At 38.2% G+C, this 25,815-nt stretch carries 24 protein-coding genes and 1 other annotated feature; of the genes, 5 read left to right on the forward strand and 19 right to left on the reverse strand.

Going from position 1 to position 25,815, the window contains the following annotated elements:
* Nucleotides 1-116 precede the first annotated feature (116 nt).
* The 9 genes from KC820_RS02905 to KC820_RS02945 form a co-directional block, all read right to left on the reverse strand.
* On the reverse strand, nt 117-1,241 hold the full coding sequence (locus KC820_RS02905; RefSeq protein WP_274237397.1) for a response regulator: 1,125 nt from the start codon (nt 1,239-1,241) through the stop codon (nt 117-119).
* A complete protein-coding gene (locus tag KC820_RS02910) occupies nt 1,228-4,296 on the reverse strand; it encodes a hybrid sensor histidine kinase/response regulator (RefSeq protein WP_212367874.1) in 3,069 nt (1,022 codons plus the stop codon). The genes KC820_RS02905 and KC820_RS02910 overlap by 14 nt, the downstream gene beginning before the upstream one ends.
* 256 nt (nt 4,297-4,552) lie before the next feature.
* Nucleotides 4,553-5,335, reverse strand: a complete 783-nt coding sequence (locus tag KC820_RS02915; RefSeq protein ID WP_212367877.1) for a sulfite exporter TauE/SafE family protein — start codon at nt 5,333-5,335, stop codon at nt 4,553-4,555.
* 63 nt (nt 5,336-5,398) lie between these two features.
* Nucleotides 5,399-6,529, reverse strand: a complete 1,131-nt coding sequence (locus KC820_RS02920) for an MBL fold metallo-hydrolase (RefSeq protein ID WP_212367881.1) — start codon at nt 6,527-6,529, stop codon at nt 5,399-5,401.
* A gap of 62 nt (nt 6,530-6,591) precedes the next feature.
* The gene (locus KC820_RS02925; protein ID WP_212367883.1) at nt 6,592-7,164 is read right to left on the reverse strand and encodes a sulfurtransferase TusA family protein; all 573 of its coding nucleotides are present in this window, start codon (nt 7,162-7,164) and stop codon (nt 6,592-6,594) included.
* A gap of 18 nt (nt 7,165-7,182) precedes the next feature.
* Entirely contained in the window at nt 7,183-7,479 is a 297-nt protein-coding gene (locus KC820_RS02930) for a rhodanese-like domain-containing protein (RefSeq protein ID WP_144089520.1), read from the reverse strand.
* A gap of 18 nt (nt 7,480-7,497) precedes the next feature.
* Nucleotides 7,498-7,977 (reverse strand): DsrE/DsrF/DrsH-like family protein, encoded by a 480-nt coding sequence (locus tag KC820_RS02935; RefSeq protein ID WP_212367886.1) that lies wholly within the window; start codon nt 7,975-7,977, stop codon nt 7,498-7,500.
* A 105-nt stretch (nt 7,978-8,082) separates the two neighbouring features.
* Nucleotides 8,083-8,310 (reverse strand): sulfurtransferase TusA family protein, encoded by a 228-nt coding sequence (locus KC820_RS02940; RefSeq protein ID WP_212367889.1) that lies wholly within the window; start codon nt 8,308-8,310, stop codon nt 8,083-8,085.
* A gap of 100 nt (nt 8,311-8,410) precedes the next feature.
* On the reverse strand, nt 8,411-8,671 hold the full coding sequence (locus KC820_RS02945; protein WP_144163145.1) for a metal-sensitive transcriptional regulator: 261 nt from the start codon (nt 8,669-8,671) through the stop codon (nt 8,411-8,413).
* A 183-nt stretch (nt 8,672-8,854) separates the two neighbouring features.
* Here KC820_RS02945 and KC820_RS02950 point away from each other — a divergent pair, with 183 nt between their 5' ends.
* The 3 genes from KC820_RS02950 to KC820_RS02960 are packed head-to-tail and all read left to right on the forward strand — an operon-like array spanning nt 8,855 to nt 10,645.
* Nucleotides 8,855-9,358 (forward strand): sigma-70 family RNA polymerase sigma factor, encoded by a 504-nt coding sequence (locus KC820_RS02950; protein ID WP_212367892.1) that lies wholly within the window; start codon nt 8,855-8,857, stop codon nt 9,356-9,358.
* A complete protein-coding gene (locus KC820_RS02955) occupies nt 9,351-10,367 on the forward strand; it encodes an anti-sigma factor (RefSeq protein WP_212367895.1) in 1,017 nt (338 codons plus the stop codon). The genes KC820_RS02950 and KC820_RS02955 overlap by 8 nt, the downstream gene beginning before the upstream one ends.
* Nucleotides 10,352-10,645, forward strand: coding sequence for a hypothetical protein (locus KC820_RS02960; protein WP_144163139.1), 294 nt, complete (start codon nt 10,352-10,354; stop codon nt 10,643-10,645). Before KC820_RS02955 ends, KC820_RS02960 begins: the two co-directional genes overlap by 16 nt.
* Here KC820_RS02960 and KC820_RS02965 read toward each other — a convergent pair.
* The 3 genes from KC820_RS02965 to KC820_RS02975 all read right to left on the reverse strand — a co-directional run bounded on the left by KC820_RS02965 (nt 10,633) and on the right by KC820_RS02975 (nt 13,324).
* Nucleotides 10,633-10,890 carry a hypothetical protein gene (locus tag KC820_RS02965; RefSeq protein ID WP_212367897.1) on the reverse strand — a complete coding sequence of 86 codons (258 nt, stop codon included), beginning with the start codon at nt 10,888-10,890 and terminating at the stop codon, nt 10,633-10,635. The genes KC820_RS02960 and KC820_RS02965 overlap by 13 nt on opposite strands.
* Nucleotides 10,891-11,284: 394 nt before the next feature.
* Complete coding sequence (locus KC820_RS02970; protein ID WP_212367899.1) at nt 11,285-11,617, reverse strand: hypothetical protein; 333 nt, start codon at nt 11,615-11,617, stop codon at nt 11,285-11,287.
* Nucleotides 11,618-11,995: 378 nt separating this feature from the next.
* Complete coding sequence (locus tag KC820_RS02975) at nt 11,996-13,324, reverse strand: MATE family efflux transporter (RefSeq protein WP_212367900.1); 1,329 nt, start codon at nt 13,322-13,324, stop codon at nt 11,996-11,998.
* 215 nt (nt 13,325-13,539) lie between these two features.
* Nucleotides 13,540-13,790 (forward strand) — a binding site (T-box leader).
* Between the two features lie 175 nt (nt 13,791-13,965).
* Between KC820_RS02975 and brnQ the strand changes: the two genes are divergently transcribed.
* On the forward strand, nt 13,966-15,306 hold the full coding sequence (gene brnQ / locus KC820_RS02980; protein WP_212367954.1) for a branched-chain amino acid transport system II carrier protein: 1,341 nt from the start codon (nt 13,966-13,968) through the stop codon (nt 15,304-15,306).
* 147 nt (nt 15,307-15,453) lie between these two features.
* Here the strand turns inward: brnQ and KC820_RS02985 are convergent, their stop codons facing one another.
* The 4 genes from KC820_RS02985 to KC820_RS03000 all read right to left on the reverse strand — a co-directional run bounded on the left by KC820_RS02985 (nt 15,454) and on the right by KC820_RS03000 (nt 18,693).
* Complete coding sequence (locus tag KC820_RS02985; RefSeq protein ID WP_186279671.1) at nt 15,454-15,615, reverse strand: hypothetical protein; 162 nt, start codon at nt 15,613-15,615, stop codon at nt 15,454-15,456.
* Between the two features lie 279 nt (nt 15,616-15,894).
* Nucleotides 15,895-16,275 (reverse strand): VOC family protein, encoded by a 381-nt coding sequence (locus KC820_RS02990; RefSeq protein ID WP_212367903.1) that lies wholly within the window; start codon nt 16,273-16,275, stop codon nt 15,895-15,897.
* Nucleotides 16,275-16,676 carry a hotdog domain-containing protein gene (locus tag KC820_RS02995; protein ID WP_212367905.1) on the reverse strand — a complete coding sequence of 134 codons (402 nt, stop codon included), beginning with the start codon at nt 16,674-16,676 and terminating at the stop codon, nt 16,275-16,277. The genes KC820_RS02990 and KC820_RS02995 overlap by 1 nt, the downstream gene beginning before the upstream one ends.
* An 832-nt stretch (nt 16,677-17,508) precedes the next feature.
* Entirely contained in the window at nt 17,509-18,693 is a 1,185-nt protein-coding gene (locus tag KC820_RS03000; protein WP_212367906.1) for a DUF4145 domain-containing protein, read from the reverse strand.
* A 607-nt stretch (nt 18,694-19,300) separates the two neighbouring features.
* Between KC820_RS03000 and KC820_RS03005 the strand changes: the two genes are divergently transcribed.
* On the forward strand, nt 19,301-20,071 hold the full coding sequence (locus tag KC820_RS03005; protein WP_212367908.1) for a M48 family metallopeptidase: 771 nt from the start codon (nt 19,301-19,303) through the stop codon (nt 20,069-20,071).
* A gap of 26 nt (nt 20,072-20,097) precedes the next feature.
* Here the strand turns inward: KC820_RS03005 and KC820_RS03010 are convergent, their stop codons facing one another.
* The 3 genes from KC820_RS03010 to KC820_RS03020 are packed head-to-tail and all read right to left on the reverse strand — an operon-like array spanning nt 20,098 to nt 25,806.
* Entirely contained in the window at nt 20,098-23,034 is a 2,937-nt protein-coding gene (locus KC820_RS03010) for a type I restriction endonuclease subunit R (protein ID WP_212367910.1), read from the reverse strand.
* On the reverse strand, nt 23,031-24,329 hold the full coding sequence (locus KC820_RS03015) for a restriction endonuclease subunit S (RefSeq protein WP_212367912.1): 1,299 nt from the start codon (nt 24,327-24,329) through the stop codon (nt 23,031-23,033). The genes KC820_RS03010 and KC820_RS03015 overlap by 4 nt, the downstream gene beginning before the upstream one ends.
* Nucleotides 24,322-25,806 (reverse strand): type I restriction-modification system subunit M, encoded by a 1,485-nt coding sequence (locus KC820_RS03020; RefSeq protein ID WP_212367914.1) that lies wholly within the window; start codon nt 25,804-25,806, stop codon nt 24,322-24,324. Before KC820_RS03020 ends, KC820_RS03015 begins: the two co-directional genes overlap by 8 nt.
* Between the last annotated feature and the right edge of the window lie 9 nt (nt 25,807-25,815).

Genomic DNA, 25,815 nt, shown 5'->3' on the forward strand with positions numbered 1-25,815 from the left:
CTAAATTTTGATTTTATCTGCTTATAAATTACTAGAAAAGAGTATACAGAAACTATACATTGCTAATTTTCTTCATGAAAAAAGAGCGCTATCGATTCAGCGCTCCAGTTTCGACATTATTTTTTATTTAGTGAACCGATCTGACTCTCGTACCAATCGATCACTTTTTCACTTAGTCCAACATCCAATTCTTCCTCTAACATATTGGTCAACTCATGATAATATTGATTGACGAGCATCGTTTTTCCGTCGGCAGCATATGTTTTCATTAATTCAAAATAGCCTTCTTCTTCCATGGGATACCGTTGATAAATTTCGAAAGCGTGTTTCAACGCTTCGTCCAATTGTTGATTTTGACGATACCAATCGATCACCTTCATTTTTGAAGTAAGCCAAAGCATTCTCATGCGAAATTGATCATTGTCCGCCCAAATGAAATCATAGCCTTGAAAATATTCTCCTGTGAAAAAGGTTAATGCTCGTTCATATTCTTCAATGTTTTCCTCACAAACGGACTCATTCAGTCTGAGAAGCTGTTCGAATTGATCAACATCTACTTTTACATCCTTCAATGCTATACGATATCCATTTCCCTCACTGAGGATTGAAATTTTTTCCTTGAAAATCTTGATTGTTTTTCTCACCTGATAAACAGTCGAGTATAACTGCGTTTGTGCTTTTTCGATGATAAAATCTGGCCAAAGCAGTTCAATCAATTCTGATTTACTGACCATTCGGTCCCGATGATGGATCAAGTAGAAAAAGAGTTGCTGGGCCTTTGATGTCCTCCACTTCAATGAGACTGCTCGGCCATCACGAACTATTGACGGGTCTCTGAATAATTGGATGTGTAGAGATTCTTCTTCTGTTTGACGGTGATTTTTCAACAGATCCATCTGCTTTTTCAGTCGCTTAGTCGTGGATTGTATTCGTTCGAATTGAATCGGTTTTAACAAATAATCGAGTGAATTCAGTTCAAATGCTTTAATCGCAAAATGATCAAAGGCTGTTACAAACACAATGGAGGAGTTTGGGTTCATTTCGGTGATCTTTTCAGCCAATTCAATTCCGTTTAAACCAGGCATTTCAATGTCCAAAAACACAACATCCACTTTCATTTCGGTCAAAGCTTTTTTCGCCTCGATAGGATTCGTATACTTCCCAACGATTTCATATTCAGCTATTTTATTCAACAAATGTTCCAGGTAATCCAACGCCAACGGTTCATCATCTATGAGCACGGCTTTCAACAGATCCACCTCCAGTTGATTGAGTAGGAAAAGAATTTATATTAAAAGCAATGACAGTACCGATTCCTTGTTTACTTCTCACCTTCAAACCTTCGCCAAAATGTTTGATGAGCCGTTTATTTGTATTTAACAGTCCAACACCTTTTGTCTCATGATCTTCAATCGATTGAATGACCGAGTCTTCCATTCCAACACCATCATCCTTTATGATAATCCTCAAATAATCTATTTTTCGAAAGACTTTTATTTCGATTCTACCACCATCCGGTTGTTTCATAATTCCGTGTTGAATTGCATTTTCCACAATCGGTTGAATGGTTAAAGCCGGTAATTGAAAACCTTCAATATCACCGATCTCCCACCTTACATCCAGTTTATCACCGAAACGAACCTGCTGGATATATAGATAAGAACGAACGATCGAAACCTCTTCATCCACTGTGATCCATTTATAGGCCGCGTCAAAATCAAATTTGTTTCTCAAAAACTTACTGAATTCATCAATTAACTTTTGTGTTTTTGCAGCATCCATCATACTTAATGCATTGATCGTATTTAATGTATTAAAAATGAAATGAGGTCGAATTTGAGCTTGCAACCACCTTGTCTCAAGCGCTAATTGTTCCTGAGTCATCTTTTTCAAATTTGTGAGGTGGCGGACGCGGGCTCTCAATTCCTTTGTCTCTACTGGTTTGGTAATATAGTCATTTGCGCCAACCCGAAAGCCTGTATCAATGTCATTCGGGTGGTTTCTCGCTGTCAATAATAGAATCGGAAGCTCAGTTTGATTGTAACGTTCTCGGATTTTTCGCGTCAGATCATACCCTGACATCCTTGGCATCATGACATCGATAATCAATAAGTCCCATTGCTCGTTATCCAGATAATCCATAAACTCTTCGACGTGCTGAACACCCATCAGCTCATAGTTTTCCTCTGATAGTACAGACTCAATGACATTCAGATTCACCAGATCATCATCAATGATTAATATTTTCGAATGCAAGTCATCAGATTCACCTTGAACAGGATCTACTGAACGCTTTTTAGGCAAAAATGGTTTTACAGCAGACGAAATTTCAGGAATCTCTTCCTCACTGATCGGCAATGTAAATCTAGCAATGGTTCCTTCGTTTTTTTCCGAATCAATAGAAATCTCTTCACCATGCAGTTCGACTAATTGCTTACTGATGTTCAGTCCAAGCCCAAAACCTTCCGATTGGTTACGTGTGTTCCTTCCTTGATGATAGGGATCAAAGATTTGTTGGACAGTCTCCTCGTCCATACCGATGCCAGTATCTGAGATCGTAACAACGACCTTGTCGTTTTCAACTCGAGCATCTACGGTAATCTCACCTTCATCCGTGTATTTAACCGAATTATGAAGGAGATTATACAACACTTGAATGATTCGGTTTTGATCTGCATGAACTACCGGCACATCGTCAGGAACCCGGTTCACCAGTTGAACCTTATTTTCATTGATCGTATATCGGAACATGTCAAGAACCCCGCCCACAATCGACTGGAGGCGAAACGGTGAAGGAGAGATTGTTGGCTTGGTTATTTTCAAATTAGCTATTTCAAATAAATCATCAAGCAATAGAGATAGACGGTTACCAGAAATCAAAACCGTCTCCAATTCTTTTACACTTCGTTGATCCAATCGATCTTTGTTTCGCTCAATGGTCGTTTGCGTCAAGTTCAACATGCTATGTAGTGGATTTCTTAATTCATGTGATGTTTTGACCAGAAATTCATCTTTTTCATCAGAAATTTTTCGTAATCGATATGCTTGCTCCTGAGAATTTTTATATAGTCCAGCATATTGAATGATCCACATCATCGTAAAACAGCCGATAGTAACCAGTAAGTCAATCGGATAAAAATACGTGTTGATCCCTTGTATATTCCAAATTCCCCACCAGATATAACTATTTAATAGAGCGATTAAGGCAAGTTGCATCCATACGCTGTTTTTACTTTGGTTTTTGAACAGTAGAATGATTGCGAGAACCAATGCTACGATAAAAAACAGACTAAAGAAACCTTGTAATTGCTCCAACGATTGAACTGGCATAGCAAAAATCGCAATCGTCAAAACAATTGTGAGATAAGCAATGATTCGTTGCGCGTTTTGATTGATCGTTAACGAAGTATTTTTCACTAACAGCCATAAAGCGAATACCAATCCGACCGATGCTGCGTTCGCTAGTTTCAAGTTCCATAGATAATCAAGGTCTAACCAGACAGCCAAGAGTTTTTCATCACTTCCCAATGAATGGGTAACGATTGCGCCAAATAATAATAATGAGACTTGTATGAATGACCAATTTCGATCATTGATGAAAAACAAACTGACTGCATAAATGGCACAAAGTACAAACGCGACGAAAATGATTAACTGCATAGTATAGGATGATTGATTCTCGGAAAGCACTTGAGAGGTTTCTCCGAATTTAACCGAACGGACGATTCCGCCATCAGAGGGGTTCAAATGATTGGCAACCTGTAACTGAATCGTGATGAACCCATCCTCATTCGGTGAAAATGTAGCTGTATAGGGTAAGTTTTTTGCAACATAATTCGCTTTGGACGTAGCGATTGTTCCCGACTGTTCGACCTGTTGTCCATTAACAAATAAAGCCGAAGCATTCCTGATGCTCGGAAAATGTAAACTATATGTACACGGTTGGTCAGGGTCTACTAAGATAGTCAGTTCATATGTACCATAGGCAACCGATGAATCTTCCTCCGCTGAGCTCTCGGACCATTGGCCTGGAACGTCGACCGTCGAGTACGCCTCCCCCAGATCGGACGAAAGCTGATTTGGAAAAAATCGCCACTCCCCATCCAAGTTGACCGTTTGTCCATCGATGATCGAAGTATCGCTTAGATCCAATAACCCTTCCTCAATTGCGGGCCGATCCGCTTCGCTTGGAACAAAAATCGTCATCCAAACCATGCGTAATAGGGCCAATAGCAATATAAAACCTATGATTATGAGCCAAACATTCTTTTTATTCGTTTGACCAGAACTATTCATTAGTATACGACCTCTTTTACGATTTCATTATGATTCAAACATATACTATTTTCCTTTGTAGGTAAATACCGGTGCTTAATTTTGGACAGATTAATTAATGATTTGGTTGATAAACTGATGAGACTTTGTGGCCGGTTGAGAAATGGTTCTTAACTTATGAGATTCGGAGATATTTTGATAGATTTATGTGCCCACCAGCAAAATAAATGGGCCCATATACGGAATATATGCGCCCATTTCCAAAATATATGGTCTATTAAATAAATTCCAACCATATTTTAATCGCTGAAGCAAAAATCAATACAGATAAAATCCACTGTAAGATTTTTGTATCCATTTTCTTACCCATCATCGCACCGATTGGAGCTGCGATTAAGCTAGCAACAATCATGACTGCAGAAGGAACGAAAAGAATTTGACCGGTCATTAATTTACCTGCTGTCGAACCGATCGATGATATAAATGTAATCGCTAAAGATGATGCGATTGTCATTCGTGTAGGAATTTTCAGGACGATTAACATAATCGGCACTAAAATAAATGCTCCGGCTGCACCAACTATTCCGGCTCCAATACCAACTGCCAATGCTAGACTAGATGCTAACATTTTATTGAATATAACCTCATCGAACGATTGATCATCCAATCCTTTTTTCGGCAAAAACATCATAACGACTGCGATGGTCGCAAGGATGGCATAGACAAAGTTAACGGATCCTTCTGATAGAAAACGAGAACCAAAACCACCGATAAAGCTACCGATTAAAATGCTGACACCCATGTAAATAATAAGTTGTTTATTTAAATATCCGCCTTTACGATAAGCCCAGACACCTCCAATGGTCGCAAAGAATACTTGAATGGCGCTTATCCCAGAAACTTCATGTGCTGAAAAAGCAGCAAAACCTAATATTGATGGTATATACAAAAGCATTGGATACTTAATAATGGAGCCACCGATTCCGACCATTCCCGAGATGAATGAACCGACAAAGCCAATGATAAAAATCAGTAATAGAAACAAAATGCTATATTCCAATGAAATCTCCCCCACTTCATAAGAAGGAAGGATTAAGGACGAGCCTCAATCCTTCCATTCCTTTTACTGAATCGCACAACGGTTTGGTCCAATTTCCATTTCACGTTGTCGATCGTGATCTGGTGAAATTTTACCCATATTCGTTTCGCGAATTTCTTGGTGTGAATTTGGTTGTGGTGGTAAGTTTTCTGTTACCATGCTACGGAATTCATTCTCATCTTCAACGTTTAATCCGTGGTTCTTTTCATATAGAGTTCCTAGCTTCTCACCGACAGAACCATCGTTATTCAATTCATCGTTCGTCATGAAGTGAGCTGGTAAAACGTATAAGTCAGAAGATACTTCTTTATATCTACTGTATAGTGTTTCACGTAAATCTCCTACCCAGTCTTCTGCCTTACCTGCCAAGTCTGGACGACCGATGGAATTAACAAACAAAATATCGCCTGACAATAGATATTGATCATCTACGATAAATGAAGTCGATCCAATCGTATGCCCTGGTGAGTAAAGTGCATGGACATCAATATTTGATGAACCAACTTGAATAACATCCTCATCATTTAATGGCTTATATTCAAATTGAACTTCTGTTGCATCTTTTGGTGGTAACCAGTACGTTGCTCCTGTCTCTTCAGCTAAACGACGACCGCCAGAAATGTGATCGGCGTGTAAGTGCGTGTCTAACGCGTGTGTGATGTTAGCACCTTTTTCTTTAGCGAAATCAACAAACACATCCGTCATTCGTACCGCATCAATCGTTGCCGCTTCATCTCCAGAAATAATCATATACGATAAGCAACCTTTACCTAAACGAACAAATTGATATAGCTCGCCACCATCTGTTAAATCAGCTACTTTTATAGGCTCTAAATGTTCACTCCAAGCTTTCATGCCACCTTCTAATGAGTAAACATTTTCATAACCTTCTTCAACTAGCATCTCACCAACAAACTCAGAAGAGCCGCCTTTTGCACAAACAACCAAAATATCTTGGTCTGTTGGCAATTGGTCTTTGATTGGATCAATACCGTCAATCAAGTCAAAATATGGTGTATTTACATAGCTAAATTGTTCGCCTTCAATTTTCCAATCATTAAAGTCATCTTCGTTTCTTACATCTAGAATAAACAATTGTTCTTTATTTAAAGCTTTTTTCGCTACTTCTTTTACATTCATTGTTTGAATAGACATCTAAAAATACCCCCTATGGTATTAAAATTTGTAAAATGAAAACCCGCCCTTAGACGAGTCGATTATTCACTACGGTCTATATCTCCATCCCAAGTACTCATCCCCGGCACAACATTATAGACGTTCTCGAAACCTTTTTCAGTCAATAACTGTGCAGCTAAATCACTACGATTTCCAGTTCGGCATACGACATAAACTGCTTGATCTTTTTTAATCTCGTTTAAACGAGCTTCTAATTCACCAAATGGGATCGATACAGCACTCGGTATGTGACCGAAAGCATATTCAGCTGGCTCACGCACATCAACTAACGTAACATTTTCTGCTGTCAATTTCTGCTTCAGTTGTTCATTATCCACTTTATTTTCATGTGTCGTCTCTTCATTAGCTTCGTCTGTTGAAGCTTTACGGATATAATGTTTAATGACATCATCTTCTTCGACAACCCCTAAATATTGGTGTCCTCCACGCTCAGACCAAGCTTTCAAGTCTGCTTTGGATCCAGGGTCGGTCGCTTCGACTAATAACACTTTTCCTGGCTCTAACTGATCAATCTCCTTACGCGTTTTTACGACAGGCATCGGACAAGCCATTCCTTTACTATCTAATACATGATCCACTTTAATTTCTGTCATTGCAAATCCCTCCAATAATTATTCGATTGAACCTTCCCAATCCAGCATTCCGCCAGTCATATTGGTAACGTTAAATCCTTTCGATTCAAGGTACTGAGTCGCTTGACCACTACGTCCGCCAGAGCGGCATACCATAATATACGCTGCATTTTTATCTAATTCATGCTCGCGAAATTCAACTAAACCAAGCGGCATGTGTAACGCGCCAGGTATTTTCCCAGTAGCAACCTCATCCGCTTCACGGACATCAATTAGATTCAATTGCTCTCCATTTTCTAATTTTTCTTGTACTGTCTTTGCATCAATTGTTTTCATTCGTTATTCCTCCAAAAATTAAATAAATAAGTTAATGGTGCCGTCTTCACCGTCAGCGATGTAAGCTGCGACACCACCGTATTCGATGTTATCCATTAATTCTTCTTTTTTCAGTCCTAATAGATCCATCGTCATCGTACATGCAAGCAACTTAATATCCTGTTCTTTAGCCAAGTCGACTAAATCGGAAACTGGCATTGCGTTATGCTTCTTCATAACTTTTTTGATCATCTTTGGACCCATACCGAGAAATTGCATTTTCGATAATGGCATTTTTTCTGCCCCACGAGGCATCATTTTCGCAAACATTTTCTCCATAAAGGACTTCTTCGGTTGCAATTTTTCATCTTTACGCAACGTATTTAATCCCCAGAACGTATGGAAAATCGTTACATCATGATCATAAGCTGCTGCACCGTTCGCAATAATATAGGCAGCCATCACTTTATCGTAATCACCACTAAACAAGATGATATTCGTCTTTTTTCTTTCGGACATTTTACTTCCTCCTAATTGATTATTTGAAAGGAGAACGAATGTTGTTTTTCGCTCTCCTCCACTTTATCCCCATACCTGTATAGGTATAATACAGTCTAAAAAAATTTATGCTTTTTTAATATAGAAATAGAATACGCCGTCTTCTTCTTTCATATCAACAAGTTCATGACCAGAAGACTTCGTCCATGCAGTAATGTCACTCTTAGATCCTGCATCAGTTGCTATAACCTCAAGAATTTGACCACTTTCAATGTCATCAATCGTTTTCTTTGTTCTTACAACTGGCATTGGGCATGCAAGTCCTTTAGCGTCTAATGTCTTCTCAATATTCATTATAAATTCCTCCTGTTAATTGTTTTTTATATTTTAATACCCTACGGGGTATATTTTAAGATAAAAGAATGATTGTCAACAAGTAAATTTATTTTTTTACTTATCGACTTTTTACCAATAAATTCACAGCTTCCTTAACTTTATCATCTGTGTTCTCGCCGTTTTCTTCTGCTTCACGCACACATTCAATTAAATTTTCGCTGACGATTACACCAATTGCTCGGTCAATCGCCGTTCGACTTGCGGAAAGCTGCGTAATGACATCTTGACAATCCGAGCCTTCTTCCATCATTCGAAGTGCGCCTCTAAGTTGGCCTTCCAATCGTTTAATACGATTCTTTATTTTATCATCGTATTCCATTGCGTCTTCCCCCCTCTACTAATTAATCCCAAGTTTATCATGTGTTATTTCAACCGATATATTTATATCATATACCCCTAATGGTATAATGTCAAACAAAAAATTGTAACCATGATAAAATGTCAGTAAACGTGCAACTTTTTGTACCGCTCATCCGTTGTTTGAGTGAAAGGGGGATCATAAATGGAAATTGACGATATATACAAAAACTACATGTACGATCTATATCGTTATTTATTCTCCCTTTCAAAAAATCACCATACTGCTGAAGATTTAGTACAAGAAACATTTTACCGGACTTACTTAAGCTTACCTGAACAAAATATTACGAACATCAAAGCTTGGTTGTTTAAAGTTGCCTATCATACATTTATCGATGATACGCGCAAAAATAAGAAACAAATTCCTAATGAAGAGATCGAACGATTAAAAGACAAAGAGTCCAGTGCTTGGACACCCGAGGAGCAAGTACTTCAAAATGAAGAGTACCAACAACTTATCGAAATGGTCCATCAACTGCGGCCGAAACACCAACACGCTGTCATCCTTTGTGATCTACACGAACTTACATATGAAGAAGGTGCACAAATTATGGAACTAAACATCAATTCATTTAAAAGTAATTTGTATCGTGGTAGGCAAGCATTGATGAGTAAATTAAACGAACGGAGGAATCAAGATGAGTGATGATCAAAATTATTGGAAGATGATTGACCGATCAAAAAAGCAATTTGATGAAAACACAAATATTGATTCCAATAAAATACTAAAAAAAAGTCGCCATAAAGCTTTGACAACAAACATTTTAATTAGTTTGGCAGTTCTTTTGATGATTGTACCCACTTTAACACTGCTTACCTATTTTTATTATGGAAGCGGTGGCCATGACGGCCGGGCAAACACGCAAATCAAAGTCGCTAGTGACGTTATCGAAGTGACCGAGCCGAATATGTTTGTAAAACGAATGGAATTAGAAGAAACGATCGATTTCTTTTCAATGGATTTGAACTTTGATGTTTATAAACGGATTGGAAAAGAAGAATATCGAGTGGGAGAATATGACATCGATTATATGTTGGATCAACCCGCTTTCCCGAATCGAACGTTCTTTTTGGATCGACCGCATCCAGAAATACCGCCTAGAGATGAGCCTAGCTATTTTATCCATCCAGCACTCCATGTACCTTATGAATTCAAAAAAGAGTGGGAAATTGTTCAAAACGTCCCTGATGGAACGGTTGTAGAAGCCTATATATCTTTCAGCAATCCAATGAAACCAGATGACATTCGTGACATTAACCCCGGTCGCGATCCAGATATCGATTTTTTATGGTTAGCTGTTGATACAGGTGTCGAAAGGAAAGTCGTTGATGATCAAGGGCTACCAGTTACACCAATCGGATACCCTATTTATAAAGATCCACCAACGTGGACGCCTTTTGATAACAGGCAGGATAATAGCGAAGTTTTTAAAGAGATTTTAAACCATTTAGAGATCCACGAAGAACAAGCGACGAAAATTGCCCGTGCAAAAACATTAGCTCTTGAGGAACGCATTGATTACATTCAAGAAAATGGTGTAAATATTTATGGAGCTGTTGTTACAGGACCAGCATCTGAAATTCGAAAGCTTCAGGACAACGAGTATGTTAGAAGCCTTAAAGTTGGCGAGGTGAAATTATGGAATTGGCGATGAAAATTAAATCGAAAGTAGCTGGTATACCTGGGTTGGTTTCCATTATTAGTGCGCTTCTCGGTTTAGCCTATTTCAATGTTGAGTATTTAACGAAAATGAACACGTCAATCTCACCATACGTCTTTTTTATAATGGCATCAGTATTCTCAGGAATCGTCGGCCTATTTAGTAAAAAAAGTCGTTTGTATGCAATATGGGGTTTAGGAATCGGAATTTTTCTTGTGGTTCATCTGATCTTGATGATTTTCTTTTCAATCAATATTAATTACAAACCGTAAAACTCCAATCTTGACGGAGGGAATTTTTCTAAAACGTTTTCGTCGGGTGGTTGCACGCGCTTGTCGGGTGGTTGCACGCGCTTGTCGGGCGGTTGCACGCGTTTGTCGAGCGGCTGCATGCGTTTGTCGGGCGGTTGCACGCGCTTGTCGGGCGGTTGCACGCGTTTGTCGGGCGGTTGCACGCGTTTGTCGAGCGGCTGCAAGCGTTTGTCGAGCGGCTGCATGCGTTTGTCGGGCGGTTGCATCCGTTCGTCGAGCGGCTCTAAACGTTTTTCGAGCGGTTGGCAGCCGACAATGTCATAACTCGATGATTTTATAATTTTTATCTGGGATTAAGATGTCGTCGCTTGTATGATCCAAGGGGTGACTGGTGAGAAAACAGGCATTTAAATGAAAAGTATATCCAAAACGATTGGGATACGAAAAATATCCTAGAAATCGATGTAACCTCATCTCGTCAAGCTTAATCGCGAGATGGGGTTTTGTTTACCGAAACGAAAATCATGAATAGTGAATGGCTTAATTGCAATTCGACGAGCAGCAAAACATAGATATTTATCCGCATTAAATCAAATGATTTGTTATACCCTCATGCAAAGAAAACATTTTTTCCTTATGTATGCACTTATGAAGGATAAATTAAGTATTATTTTTCAAATGTCGTTCATAACGAAAATAAGAAACCAAACGTAATCCTATTGGCAACAAGGCGAATAACGCTACCCACTTAATCGATTCATCAGCGAATAACACCCATAGTAATGCAGCAACTACGAAGATAATAAAAGTTGCGTTCCCAGAAAACCCGTTCAGAGGTTTATTATCCAACACAATTGTTTTCGCACCTTTTAAATCTTTTGTATAACAATCGTCATGAAATGCAACCACCTCAAACACAATGGTCGACGTCACTAATTCATCTTGAACATGAATTTCCCCATGACATCTATTACAAATAATTGACTTAGACAATCAAACACTTCCCTATCTTATCCTTAATAACTTGATTTTAACATAGTTATTTGTTTTTTCTAAATTGGATAATAATTATATAAACCTATGTGTGAAGCCACAGAGCATTCGTGTATAAAAGCCCTGAAAATTTGTGATTTAACACTGAAGGTAACGATATTAACACTGAAGATTTGCATTTTAACACTGAAGGTAACGTAATTAACCCTGAAGCTTTATATTTTAACACTGAAGAAACTGAAATTAACCCTGAAGTTTTGTATTTTAACACTGAAGATAGTGTGGCCGATAGCGTAGCACAAGATCAACAACAAATTTTAAAAATGATAAACGCAAAAACATCTCACCTTTTTATCAGTGAGATGTTTTTTATCCAAACTATCGGAACAATTCTTTTTCTCGCCAGTTCCCCCATTTGTAATAAGCAATCGAGAATAGACAGCTAAGAAAGAAGCTCGAACCCATTCCAAGTGGGATCCCAATTTCTCCGTAAACGGATGAAAAGAAATAAGTAAGTGGAACACGTAATACCCACAGGGATATAATGTTTAACATCAACACTTGGAACATTGCTCCTGAGCCTCGGACGACACCATTTAAAATAAAATTTAATCCGATAAACAGATAGAAGAAAGCGATTGTTTTAACATATAACGTCCCGAAAGCGACGCTGGCCTCTTCTTGAATAAACAAGCGAACAAGTGGCTCTGCCCAAATGTAAAAGGTGATCGTGACGAGAGCCATTAAAATCGCATTATAGATCAACCCAACTTTTGTCGTTTTGAAAACACGATTCCATTGTTTTGCCTCTATGTTTTGAGCAGCCATCGTATTGACTGCTGTTCCGAGAGCCGAGGCTGGCAGTAGAATCAGTTGATTCAACCGTTGAGCCGCACCGAACCCAGCAACCGTCGATTCGCCGAAGCTATTCACGATCGAAAGAATGACATTCGATCCAGCATGAATGACAATCATTTGGGTAATAGACGGTATACTCAATTGTAAAATTGTTCGAACTTCCACCCAACGAGGCTTTTGAAATCGAAACTTGAATGTCTGATATTTCCGTCCTACATAGTACAAGCTTACGAGAAAAATAACGATATATACGATCACCGTCGCATAAGCCGCACCAGCCAAACCAAGGTTTAACCCTTTAATGAAAATTGGATCTAGGACAGCATTCAATAATGCCCCGACTAAAATGAAATAAAGTGGCGTTTTGCTGTCACCGAAAGCACGCAGGACTGTTGCGACAAAGTTATAGCCGACAAGAAAAAACATCCCGAAAAAATTTATAAGTAAGTATTCTTTCGCAATCGGTTTAATAGACTCGGGTGTATTTAACCATCCGAGCAATGGCCCAACTACAATGGAACCAACGACCGCAACCATTAACGCCAACCCCATTAACAAAATAACCGAAGAGCTTAAATACGATTTAATTTCTTTCGGATCGTTTTTTCCACTTAATTGAGCGAAAATCGTCAAAATGGCATTATTACTCCCTAAAACAAATGCCAAAACAATCGACATGACGGTTAAACCAATCGTAATCGCCCCGAATGCCGTACTCCCAAGTAGATTTCCAACCCATAAACTGTCCGTCAACTGCATCGACATTTGTAGTAGATTGGTAAATAAGAGCGGTAACGCAAATATATATAATTTTCGATAAATCGAACCTGTCGTTAAATCCTCTTTCAATTGCCATGTTCCTTTCTACTATATCCAACCTGCTCACCATCATAGTATACAACATTCACATAGACTAGCTCGCATATCTTAAGATGAAAATTCATCATTTTATTTACATTATTCATAGTCAAAATTAAATTTTTCAGATAAAAATCAAAAAAATACTTGATAATATATTTAAAAGCAATATAATGAATTTAATCAATTATTTAAAAGTTTAGAAACCAAAATCGATGAAGAGAATAGTAGCTTGTCAATCTAAAGACTACAGAGAGTCCGCAATTGGTGAAAGCGGACGTCGGCGGATCAAGTGAAAATCATCTCTGAGATGCAATGCTGAAATCATCATCCAGTAAGCATTTGCCGGAATTCCTGCCGTTACAATTGGACGCGTATGATAGTACGTTGATCGAGTGCCACAATTATAATGATTGTGGAATTTGGGTGGTAACGCGAGTACAAGCTCGTCCCTATTATAGGGACGGGCTTTTTTTGTTCCTTCAGATTGGATTGCTTTCCTTCTTTATTCAATCATTAACGAGGAAAGAATTCCAATCAATTCTACCTACTCCGTAGTACATCGATCATCAAACGAAACGCACTTAGGCATGGAAGTATTTTTAAACAACATCAGAAAAGGAGCGAGTGGAATGAAAAAGAGAGAAACGTTTTTTGTAGGACTTATGTTATTTTCAATGTTTTTTGGGGCTGGAAATTTAATTTTTCCACCATTTCTTGGTAGTGGGTCTGGCACTTCCTTTTGGCCGGCAATGATTGGGTTCATCGTAACAGGAGTCGGCTTGCCTCTGCTAGTCGTATCTGCCATCGCATTGGTTAAAAATGGTGCGAATGAACTTGGCAGCAGAGTTCATCCTTGGTTTGGTGCTGTTTTTACCTTATTGATTTATTTGTCGATTGGACCATTCTTTGGCGTACCACGTAACGCAAACGTCGCATTTGAGATGGGCTTTAACCCGCTTATGGCAGGAAGCTCCTTTAGCCAATCATTGCTGTTACTCGGATTTACAGCATTATTCTTTTTCTTCGTTTTCTTATTGAGTATGTATCCATCTAAAGTTGTGGATTTAATGGGGAAAGTTATTACACCGACATTGCTAATTTCGATTGTGACGCTATTTTTATTCGGTTATTTCCGGTTGGATAAATCATTTGAAGCACCGAATGAAACGTATCAAACGGCATCATTTTTCAAGGGAATCATTGACGGCTATGCCACGATGGATGCTTTAGCAGCAATGGCATTCGGAATTGTTATTTTAACGGCAATCAAGCAAAAAGGAGTTACTGATCATAAACAGTTAAGAAGCTATACGGTAAAAGCTGCACTAATCGCCGGTACAGCACTTGCCTTAGTCTATACTGGCATTGGATTTATGGGAACTCAAGTAGCTGGTCAGGAAACATATGAAAATGGTTCAGCCGTATTATCCACCGCCGTCACGATTCTGTTAGGCAATAACGGAAAAATTTTACTCGGATTCATTTTCACCTTAGCTTGCTTCACAACGTGTGTTGGTTTGACGATTGCTTGTGGCCAATACATCTCAAAATTATCGAAAAAGCTAAGCTACCGTGTCGTTGTTTTTATGGTCACACTTGCTAGTTTCCTAATTGCGAATCTCGGACTGAATCAAATTATCGAAGTGACGATTCCATTCCTAGTCATGTTGTATCCATTAACAATCGTCCTTGTCACATTACCATTTATCGACCGATTTTTTGGCGGTTCGAGAGGAGTTTACCGAGGTGCAATGGCGTTCACTGGATTCGTCAGCATTTATAACGGACTTGAAATGCTTGGATTTCATGTAGAAGCATTATCATCATTCATGAGTGTATTACCTTTTGCATCACTCGATTTAGGGTGGGTTGTACCCGCATTCGTCGGTGGTTTACTCGGATTCCTTTGGGATCAATTCAGCCAAAATAAAGTAAGTGGAGAGAATCCTCAAATTGAAAAAGTATCGTAATACTAAACCGGGCGAGCTTTCGTCCGGTTTTTATTTTTGTCGTCAATCATTTGTACGCTAATACCGAATCCGAACTCATTTTTTTACATAAAAAAACAAGATGCGTTTTATTCTTTGTCTACGCATCTTGTTATTAAAGTGGTTTCATTATCTATGACCAACTTCCATATCCATTTGGTTGGAAATCTGTGGGTCAATCATACGACGGTTTTTTCTGTTCTGGAAATGTTGAACAGCATCTGTAACCGCAGCCATAATCATAAAAGTCGCCAATACGACTAAAGTGACAATCACTAATGATAAATTCATAACGAACACCCTTCCTTTCTTAAAAATCTTCAAATTTCTTTGTTTACAAGGATATACTACCAAATATAAACGTTTGAGTAAATAGTTAAACGTATTCTTTTACATCTTTTTGTTTTCTTACACATTTACCCATTTTCTCCCGATTTATTAATCATTTAAAGTAGAAAAGTATGAATTTTCTTACACTTTCACCGGAATGGCTTTTCGAGCGCATTTACAACAAAAAAGACAAGGAATCATCCTTGTCTCAAAGGGTTAACCGATAGTTTTTTTAGCAAATTAACAATTACAAATCATGATCACATTTCCATCAGGATCTTCAATATTAAACCACGCTGTTTTACCGACCCACTCAATCTCTCGCACGACTGGAATATCTTTATCGCGAACATATTGATACGCAGCATCAATATTCGGTGCAAACAAATTAAACAACGGATTCGGTGTCACTTGATGCTTGAAATTCGGGTCAAATGTGTGGTCATCCAACGTTAGCGAAGTCGTCCCGGTCACTGGTAAATTAAATACAGGGGATTTTACCTGATCCAAATCGATCGACAAGCCGACCAAATCAGAATACCATTGCGCTGACCGTTTCAAATCAGTTACATGAAAAAAGATTCCATTCATTTGATTTTTGATCGGTACTGTTTTCTCCATTAATCTCCCACCTCCTCTTGATCTTGTAGAATAATCCCGGCAAAATTCTCGGTTAGCACTTGCTTACCTTTTTGATTCGTGCAAATAAATGACGCCATAATCGATATCCGCTTTTCATCTCTTCTTTCAAGCTCCTCGATTGTTACGACGCACTCAACCGTGTCATCTGTAAAAACAGGTCTCAAAAATTCGAAATTCATTGTCCTAGCAAGCACATTGTAATCCCCACCGACTTTTGTCGGCAGCGTAGCCGTAAGCAATCCTTGAACAACAATTCGACCAAGTTCATCCGGGGTCGTATGGTGATCACCTTCATCCATAGAAACTTTCGTAAATAACTCTACGTCTTCTTTTGTAAAAGTTCTCTCAAATTTGATTTTGTCCCCTACTACCATATTCACTGGAGTTCCTCCTTATCCTGATTGAATGCTCATTCGTTTGCGCTACGATCATACATAGTCAACCTAAGAATTTTATTCAAAAATAGGAATCTATTCTGTGAGTATCTGAGAAGGATTAATCATTTATACAATTGAGTTTGGGGATTGTCTATTCAAAAAGCAAGGTGGTAATTTCATTGTTTCTTCATTAAAAATAATGCAATCGTAGACATAATTAGAGCAAGAATGGAAAGGATAAAAGCTGTCCAAAGCATATTTCCAACCTCATTTCTTGTTTTATTCGAAAAGGAAGCTATAATAAGAGTAAGATATGGGTGGGAAGGGATTTCTCCCTTCCCGGGTGGTAGTGAGACTTTCGCTTGGTAGAGCGGGGGTCTCGTTTTCGTTACTAGAGTCGGATTGCAATCAAATATTGCCCAATACCGTATGTCTTGTTTTTTTCGAATAAGGCAGTTATAATAAGAGTAGAATATGGAGTGGGAAGGGGTTTCTCCCTTCCCGGTTGGGTTACTGAGACTTCCGCTTTGCCGAGCGGGAGTCTCTTTTATTGTTACGAGAGTGACGTATTGCAATCGACAGCTCTATGGCTGCGACTACAAAGTTGATCACCACAGTAACAAACACCAACACTTCCATATCTACACACCCCCTTTCCAGAAGAAAGAATCTTCTTCCCGATAACAACCAGGGTTGTTAGGGGGTATAAATATTATAGCATTAATTCAACTGAAAAGGAACAAACGTTCTTAATAACAACTGGTTATTTTTATTAAATTATTAAGGATATTAAGTTCGATAAGGAAAAGGCAGGGATTTTCTCCCTACCTCGTAATTAAACCAGTTCTTCTATTTTGGAGACTTGTTTCTCCTTTAATTGATTAAAGAAACTTTCTACTCTACTTGTTCCTACGCCTTTATACTTACCCAGAATAACAAGTTCCTTCGGTAAGTCACGCACGAATTTAATCCCATCTTCATTGAGTTGATCAATTAATCCTGGCATACCTGTAAAGTTTTCTTTGTTAATCTCAATCTTCCCTAGTTCCTCTGTTACGACTATTTCTTCTGACTTGTAGAATAAGAACAATTCTCCTGGTCGATTTTGCATTAGTTTTCTTCTTCTAATTTCTTCATTTATGAAGTTTTTTAACTCTGAGAAAAATACTTCTGAATGAGTTTCATTATAACGAACGATTCGGTTGTGGAATCCATCTAGTCTTTCAGGAAGTTCGCTCATAATTCTTGCTTCTTCCACACCGCCTAAGCGGACCAAGAAACGTTCTGAGTTTTCAAATCTCTGTGGCAACAAGAAGGTATCTCTAAGAAAATAAGGAACCTCAACGCCATCATTCCCATAAGAAATTGTTCTTATAGGAATTAAACCCGGCGCTTTATCCATGGTTTCAGAAAGAGATACTTCTTGTTTCTCAACAGGACCTCCTGTTTCACTATCGGCATCATTTGTACTCTTTGCATTCAGGTTATGCGAATCAACTGATACCTGTTTTGGCTGTTCGTTTTGGACCGCTTGCTTTAACAGCTCCTCAATCTTTTGAAAGCGAAAATTCATCTCTTCTAAGTCATAAGAGTGATCTCTTCTCATTACCGGATCCACATACTCTGGAACCTCAATATCATGAGAGCCATAAACTTCAACAAACCATTTTACGATGATATAGATATGTTCCCATGCAGTTAATGATTCAGAAAACCTAAATTGTCGTGTATCATGTGCTGCTTTATTCCCTAATTTCCTGACTTCATGTAGTGAGTTTTTCACTTCGTCTGTTAATAAGCCACTCTCATCTAAATCTTGTATTCTCTCAATTATCGTTAAATAAGGTTCATTCTCCATATTTTCATGGATCATCACTTTTTCGAGAAGCGTCTCAATAAATGTCCGGCTATGTGTTAACATCGATCGCGGACTATTATAAATGGCATTCTCCAATTCTCTTAGCGTTCGTGTAAATTCTTCAGAAATTTGATTTAAGAAATCATAGAAATAATTCTCCATAAAAATCTACCTCCAATCCTTATCAATTAATTTGATAAACCTATCTTTGCTAAAACTTCTCGTTTAAAGTCTTCTTCTTTACTTGGTACGATAACGTGTTCTGCCAATTTCTTTTTCTCTACCGAGAGATTATGTAGTACTTCTTCAACAGATGTTCCATTGTCATCAGCTGAAGCAATCGAGTAGTATACATAGACTTCCTTTTTTTGACCAATACGATAGACTCAGTCGGTTGTCCGATTTCAATCGTGGGATTCCACCATCTACAGATCCTATAATTACTGCTTATATAGCAATTCGATTGCTATAAACGTAGTTATTACAATATGTATAAGAATCAAATTCACTATTTATGAAGTTTTCTCTACTTTATTGGTAATGGCACCCGAAAAGCTATCAGTTCTATCCATCATTGAAGAAACACCCCCAAAACCCATTAAAATTAAATATATATTTACAAAAATTATACCATATATTAGTAGTTAATTTGACATATTCATTCAAATTTCTTATTTTTCTGACTTAATTAATTACACTGGAATCAATAACATTTGCCGCTTACTTTAATTCAGTTTAATATAAGTATAGAAAGAAGGTAGATTAATAAATGCCTAGTCTAAAATACGGAACCACAACTATTCACTACTGTCATTACAAACAAAATAGAAAAGATATCAAAGTATCTGTTACACTAGTCAATGGTGTTGAGGTATATACTCCAAAGGATATAAGTGACGATCAACTTACTGAAATTCTTTACAAGAAAGCGCCTTGGATTACTCAAAAACTTGAAGAACTTAATGAAGTAAAAACGGCCGTTCAACCGAAAGAGTTCGTCAGTGGTGAAAAGCTGCCATACTTGGGACGAAATTATCGTTTGAAGGTTTTGAAGCAGCCTGTCCAAAGGGCCGACTTTCAGTTTAAACAAGGGCGGTTTATTGCGAGGGTTCCAGAACAATGGAATCAAGATCAAATTCAACATACCCTTGAACAGAAATTAATCCAATGGTATAGACTGCACGGTCACAGAAAGATTCTAGAACGTGCTGATTACTATCAAAACATACTCGGTGTGGAACCAAATTCACTCCAACTGAGAACACAACATAAACGCTGGGGAACATGTACACCGATTGGTGATATTTATATTAATTGGCGAATCACGATGGCTCCTATTTGGGTGATAGATTATGTGGTTGTTCATGAACTCGTTCATTTAAAAATTCCTGAGCACAATGAAAAGTTTTGGCGATTAGTTAAAGCAACGTTACCTCATTATGAAGAAGCTAAAGAATGGTTAAGAGTGCATGGCGTGGAGTTGCATTGTGTCGGTTTAAAAGAAGGGCAAAATAATAGAGACATGACTTACTCAGTTTAAGTCATGTCTCTTCTTCATACATAAAGTTATTTATAATGGACTTCCCCTAAATCCAATAGTTCTCTAGCGACGTTTTCAACCATGTGATTGGGTATGGAGCTTGCGCGTAGTTGTCGTTTGACTTTCTTTCGCATTTCGCGCTTCACATCTTCTTTTTCTGTCCAATCTATAACTGCATTTTCTTGTATGATTTCAGTGATGATTTCAGTTAAGTCTTTTATACTTTCATGCTCTGACCCGGGTACATAATGTTCCAACGTTTGATAGAATGGCAACTGTCTTGGGTCTTTGAGTCCGATTGATTGGCTTTCTTCTTCCATGCTGATCATTTCTTGTCGGATTGACTGAAATTCTTCTAACAATTCTTCAATCGTTAGCTGGCGTGATTTCCGTTGCTCGATGAGTTCTTCCAATCGCTCTTTCAGTGAAGTATATTTCACTGGGTTCTCATCTAACTTGATCCGAATCTCATGCTTGATAGCATGTTCCATTTCGGCAGCTTTCGCCTCTGGTGTTTTAATCTCATCTAGTTTTTCATCGAATCTGCTTGTTAAAATATTAACCGGCTCAAATAAAATCTCAGGCTCAGATGCGTAAATATATTCTTCGATTAATTTACGAACCTTCCCCCCACAGTCGGAAATATCCATTCCTTCTTCGATATAGTATCGAGACTTTGCAAGCTTTCGAATCTTGCCTAACCATTTTAAATCCTCTAAATACGGCTGGGCTTTCGGACTCGGCATGATCATATCCATACTTTCAGAGAACTTTTTAAATGCCACATCAAATGAATTCCGAATATCTTCAGGTTCAAGCACTTTCAGACAGGCATCAGAATCTTTTTTGTCTACGTGATCAAAAAATCGCATTGCTTTTCGGTGGCGGCTCTCTAATCTAGGGATTTCTTCGTCGACATGATGCATCGCTCCCTTAATATCTTCTTCATGGAAGATTCCTAAAGCTTCTTCCAAGAAACGAGAGACACCATAGTAATCCACAATTAAACCATATGACTTTTTATCATAGGTTCTGTTCGTTCTCGCAATTGCCTGTAAGAGATTATGTTCTTTTAGCGGCTTGTCCAAATACATGACTTGTTCCACAGGAGCATCAAATCCTGTCAGCAATTTATCACACACAATCAGGAAAGCGAGCGGGTCCTCATGTAATGGCTTTTTGAATCGCTGAATAACTTCTTTCTCTTCTGTTTGAGAAAGTCCATATTGCTTCATTCGCTCGGAGTCATTATGACCACTGGAGATAATCACGGCCGATTCATAATCACTTAATTCATCCAGCAGCTCTTTATATGCAACAGCCGCCTCACGGGAAACTGTAACGATTTGTGCCTTAAACCCATTCGGTTCAATATGCTTCTCGTAGTGTTCGACAATATCTAAAACGACTTCTCTTATCCGCTTCGGTGATGAAGTCAACGCTTCTTCGGTCACGTACTTCTGTTTAATCCGTTCTCGGTCTTCATCCGAGTAATTACGGAAAAAGCGATCAAACAACTCATCGATCGTTTCACCTTGCACATGTAAGTCAATTAACCGAGCTTCATAGAAAATAGGTACTGTTGCCCCATCTTCAACGGCTTTCTCGATTGGGTACTTATCGATGTATGTACCAAATGTTCGCACGGTACTTTTATCTTCTTTATCGATTGGTGTTCCAGTAAAACCAATATACGTCGCATTCGGTAACCCTGTCCGCATGTTCATCGCCAGTGAACTATACTGGGAACGGTGCGACTCATCGACCAAAACAATCACATTCTCCGAGTCAGTCAATAATGGATACTCTTCTCCCTCATCCGTTTGGAACTTCTGAACCAAGGTCATCACCGTTGTTCCGGGACCTTGTTGGAGAAGACTTTTTAACTCCTCAACGGACTCAGCTTGTTTCGGATTCGGGAAACCACAACGTTTAAATGTGTTCGTAATTTGACGGTCTAAATCTTGACGGTCAGTTACGACGACGATTGTAGGATTCTCTAGTTCTTTTAGTCGCCTTAATTTCATCGATAAAAAGACCATTGATAATGATTTTCCTGAACCTTGTGTTGCCCAAACAACCCCTCCTCGAGCTTGTGGGTGTTCACCCGTTAAGATTCGTTCTACCGCTTTATTCACCGCTCGATATTGTTGATATCGTGCCATTTTCTTAATCACACGACCATCTTCCGGTTCATAGACGATGAAATTTAGAATGATATCAAACAGTCTCTCTCTGTCCAAAATACCTTGTGTCAGAACATCTTGAGGTGTGGCGTTTGAGCCAATCTCATCAACCGTTAATGGGTAAGGTTCTCTCCACGTAGAGTAATGCTGGACACTGGCACCAATCGTTCCGACCTTGGCTCGATCATTACTCGTTGAAACCATAAACTGATTGTAATAAAACAAATTTTCATTAACGATTTGGTACCGTTTCAGCTGCTTAACCCCTTGGCCGATTTGTTCATCTGGAGGGAGAGTCGGACTTTTACACTCAATCACAACTAACGGAAGACCATTTACATAAAGCATAATATCCGGACGAATCGTTTCATTCGCATTCGTGTAGCTCAATTGACTGGTAATGATAAATTCATTTTCATCGATGTTATCAAAATCGATCAACTGAACCGTCTGACTCTTCCTTCCAATTCCTAGATCTTGTTGAACGGATAACTTATTAATCAGAATCTCATGAAAATCTTGATTGGCTTCCATCAAACTGGTAGCTTCCATGTGCGTAATTTTGCGAACAACCTTGTTTAAGTTGTTTTCACTAATCCATGGATTAAGCTTCTTAACAGAATTTATTAAACGCTCTTTAAGCACAACTTCATTTTGCGACGTCCGTTCTCGATCAAGAGCCGTTCCTTCGACATACGTGTAGCCAAGCTTCTTCAGTTGGTCAATCATTCGATTTTCAACTAACGTCTCTTCGTTCCAAGCTTGAACTTCACTCATGACGGAAGTTCCTCCTTATCGTCTAGTGGTACACGGACTTTTCCTGTTAGTAGTTGTTGCATAAGGCCTTGTTTAATTTCATTTAGTATATTTAATTTGTTCGATTCTATCTGAATTTTATTGTGATATTCGGTTAGAATGTTTGATATTTTAGCCTGTTCATCTTTAGGGGGTAAGGCAAAGTTATAAATTTTAATATCATCTGATTTTACAGCTGGATAATTACTTCCTGTCATATTAGATGTTAGATAATTTACAAAGCGGTCTGATAAAACAACTTGGTACAAAAAGTCCGAATTACATTCATTATTACTTCTAAGTACTGCAAAACCAGTAGAGCAAACAGCTTCATTGTATTTTGCATTTATATATGCAAAACCTCTTAAGTATGGTCTCACCGTTGATACAATAATATCACCAGTTTTAACTTTTCTTCTGGCCCTACTAGGAGCATCTTTAAACAGATGTCTATTTGTTCTTGTAATATTATTTTTATCAATCGATGCAATATCAATATAATTCAACTCATAAGAGTCTTCTGTCCTACTAGATAATTTTTCTGGATTAATGTGCGCGACATCTTCAATAAAAACTACTTTCCAGTTTCTTGGGATTTTTCCGATAGAAGAGTCTTTAAATTTGGTATGCCCAATCCCTTTCGTCAATAACTGTTGCATTAATCCTTTTTTCACCGTCTCTGTTTGTTCGATGATTTGTTCTGTTTTTTCAATTGTTTCATCGACGGATGAGAGGATTGCTGCAATTTTTTGTTGTTCTTTTAAAGGTGGTATAGGTAGTCTAATTGAACCAAGATTTGTACGACTGATTCTTTGTCTAGTAGAACCAGAAGAAAAAGATACTACCTTACTTAAAACTATATGGGAATTCAAAGAATAATTAATAAACTTTCTGTCATATTTATCGATATCAGGTCTAAAAATAACTATATCAACAGAAGTTATATTTCTTGTGCCCAGATGAGGGACAATACAAGCACGTCCAATAGGGTCAGCCAATCGGCAAATTAAAATATCTCCATCAAAAACTTCTTTACAATTTAAATCACTGAAGGTGTCTTCCGTAATATATCTTTTGGATTCTTTTTCTATAAATTTACCAATACCTATATTACCTGTTTGAATTAGTCTTATTCCTTCATCTGAGATGTTTTTTGATTCAATCCAATCACCATCAATAAAAGAATGTCTCTCATTATCATTTACGATTGATTTAATTTCTGTTACTTTCCAGTCATTTGGAATTGGACCATATTCTGTTTTGATATACTCACTCATCATACCCCAACTCCTTCAAATACCCATACATCTTACTCTCAATTTCATCACGCTCTTGCTCTAGCTTTTTCAAATCATTTAATGCTGCTTGAACGTCAATCTCTTCTTCCTCTTCAGTTGTATCAATGTATCGGGCAATGTTTAGGTTGTAGTCATTTTCTTCAATTTCTTCAAGGTCAACTACTCGGCAATACTTCTCTTGGTCTTCCCATTGGTCATAGGCTTGAACAATTTTCTCTATATCTTCATCTCTTAATACGTTTTGATTTTTTCCTTCTTGGTAATCTTTTGAACCGTCTAAGATAAATACTTTTCCTTTATGTTCATCAGCTTTTTGACGGTTCAAAACTAAAATACAAGCAGGAATACCCGTGCCGTAAAACAAATTAGATGGTAGCCCAATAATCGCTTCTACTAGATCCTCTTTCAGTAGACCTTCTCGTATTTTACCTTCTGCACCACCACGGAAAAGGACACCGTGCGGCATCACGACTCCGGCTTTTCCTTGATGATTCAGGGTAGAAACCATATGTTGAACAAATGCATAATCTCCAGCGTTTTTAGGCGGAATACCAAAACGGAAACGGCCATATTCGTCCGCTTCAGCTTCTTCCCTACCCCAGTTCTTCAATGAAAAAGGTGGATTGGCAATGACTCGGTCATATAGCAATAACTCTTTATCATCACCTAAAAGTTTTGGCTCACGTATGGTATCTCCTCGCATAATTTCATGGTCACTTAGCCCATGTAAAAGTAAGTTCATCTTACAAATTGACCAAGTACCTAGGTTACGCTCTTGGCCATGCAGCGTAAGGTTTCTAGGATTTCCACCTTGTGATTTTATGTAATCTACGGATTGAACTAACATACCGCCAGAGCCAACCGTCGGATCGCACACTCGCATACCTTCCTCAGGTTTAATTAGATTAACAATTAATTCAACAACTTTAGAAGGTGTATAGAATTCGCCACCTTTTTTACCTGCATCATCCGCAAATTGTTTGATCAAATATTCATACGCTCGACCTAACATGTCCGGCTCGGATAAGTTCCCATTACTTAAATCAATGGAAGAAAAGTGTTGGATTAATTGCATCAGTAATTTATCAGGTAATTTATCTTTATCATTAAAGTCAATACTAGCCAAGACACCATGTAAAGAATGGTTTTCTTCTTCTAATGCTTCAAACGCTTTATTAATTGTGTTACCGATGTCGTGTGTTTGCACCTGAATATGCTCCCACCGCGCTCGTTCGGGTACAAAGAATTGGTGTTCATCACGATCATACCAAGCGTAGTCGTCGCCTTCTTCATGTTCAATCATTTTTGCACGTTCTACGAAAACATCACTCAACCGCTTCAAAAATAACAATCCAAATATGTAATTTTTATAATCAGAAGAATCAATTGATCCTCTTAATATGTTAGCCGATTCCCATAGGTGGGATTCTAATTGTTGTAACGTTAATTTACTCATTTGTCCATC

The sequence above is a fragment of the Allobacillus saliphilus genome, assembly GCF_018138385.1.
In the GTDB taxonomy this organism is placed as follows: Bacteria; Bacillota; Bacilli; order Bacillales; family Alkalibacillaceae; genus Allobacillus; species Allobacillus saliphilus.

What these genes read in the sequence shown, in the direction of transcription:
- KC820_RS02910 (WP_212367874.1), bottom strand. Translation starts at nt 4,296, where the DNA reads ATGAATAGTTCTGGTCAAACGAATAAAAAGAATGTTTGGCTCATAATC.
- KC820_RS02920 (WP_212367881.1), bottom strand. Translation starts at nt 6,529, where the DNA reads ATGTCTATTCAAACAATGAATGTAAAAGAAGTAGCGAAAAAAGCTTTA.
- KC820_RS02925 (WP_212367883.1), bottom strand. Translation starts at nt 7,164, where the DNA reads ATGACAGAAATTAAAGTGGATCATGTATTAGATAGTAAAGGAATGGCT.
- KC820_RS02930 (WP_144089520.1), bottom strand. Translation starts at nt 7,479, where the DNA reads ATGAAAACAATTGATGCAAAGACAGTACAAGAAAAATTAGAAAATGGA.
- KC820_RS02935 (WP_212367886.1), bottom strand. Translation starts at nt 7,977, where the DNA reads ATGTCCGAAAGAAAAAAGACGAATATCATCTTGTTTAGTGGTGATTAC.
- KC820_RS02940 (WP_212367889.1), bottom strand. Translation starts at nt 8,310, where the DNA reads ATGAATATTGAGAAGACATTAGACGCTAAAGGACTTGCATGCCCAATG.
- KC820_RS02945 (WP_144163145.1), bottom strand. Translation starts at nt 8,671, where the DNA reads ATGGAATACGATGATAAAATAAAGAATCGTATTAAACGATTGGAAGGC.
- KC820_RS02950 (WP_212367892.1), top strand. Translation starts at nt 8,855, where the DNA reads ATGGAAATTGACGATATATACAAAAACTACATGTACGATCTATATCGT.
- KC820_RS02955 (WP_212367895.1), top strand. Translation starts at nt 9,351, where the DNA reads ATGAGTGATGATCAAAATTATTGGAAGATGATTGACCGATCAAAAAAG.
- KC820_RS02960 (WP_144163139.1), top strand. Translation starts at nt 10,352, where the DNA reads ATGGAATTGGCGATGAAAATTAAATCGAAAGTAGCTGGTATACCTGGG.
- KC820_RS02965 (WP_212367897.1), bottom strand. Translation starts at nt 10,890, where the DNA reads ATGCAACCGCCCGACAAACGCATGCAGCCGCTCGACAAACGCTTGCAG.
- brnQ (WP_212367954.1), top strand. Translation starts at nt 13,966, where the DNA reads ATGAAAAAGAGAGAAACGTTTTTTGTAGGACTTATGTTATTTTCAATG.
- KC820_RS02985 (WP_186279671.1), bottom strand. Translation starts at nt 15,615, where the DNA reads ATGAATTTATCATTAGTGATTGTCACTTTAGTCGTATTGGCGACTTTT.
- KC820_RS02990 (WP_212367903.1), bottom strand. Translation starts at nt 16,275, where the DNA reads ATGGAGAAAACAGTACCGATCAAAAATCAAATGAATGGAATCTTTTTT.
- KC820_RS03000 (WP_212367906.1), bottom strand. Translation starts at nt 18,693, where the DNA reads ATGGAGAATTATTTCTATGATTTCTTAAATCAAATTTCTGAAGAATTT.
- KC820_RS03005 (WP_212367908.1), top strand. Translation starts at nt 19,301, where the DNA reads ATGCCTAGTCTAAAATACGGAACCACAACTATTCACTACTGTCATTAC.
- KC820_RS03010 (WP_212367910.1), bottom strand. Translation starts at nt 23,034, where the DNA reads ATGAGTGAAGTTCAAGCTTGGAACGAAGAGACGTTAGTTGAAAATCGA.
- KC820_RS03015 (WP_212367912.1), bottom strand. Translation starts at nt 24,329, where the DNA reads ATGAGTGAGTATATCAAAACAGAATATGGTCCAATTCCAAATGACTGG.
- KC820_RS03020 (WP_212367914.1), bottom strand. Translation starts at nt 25,806, where the DNA reads ATGAGTAAATTAACGTTACAACAATTAGAATCCCACCTATGGGAATCG.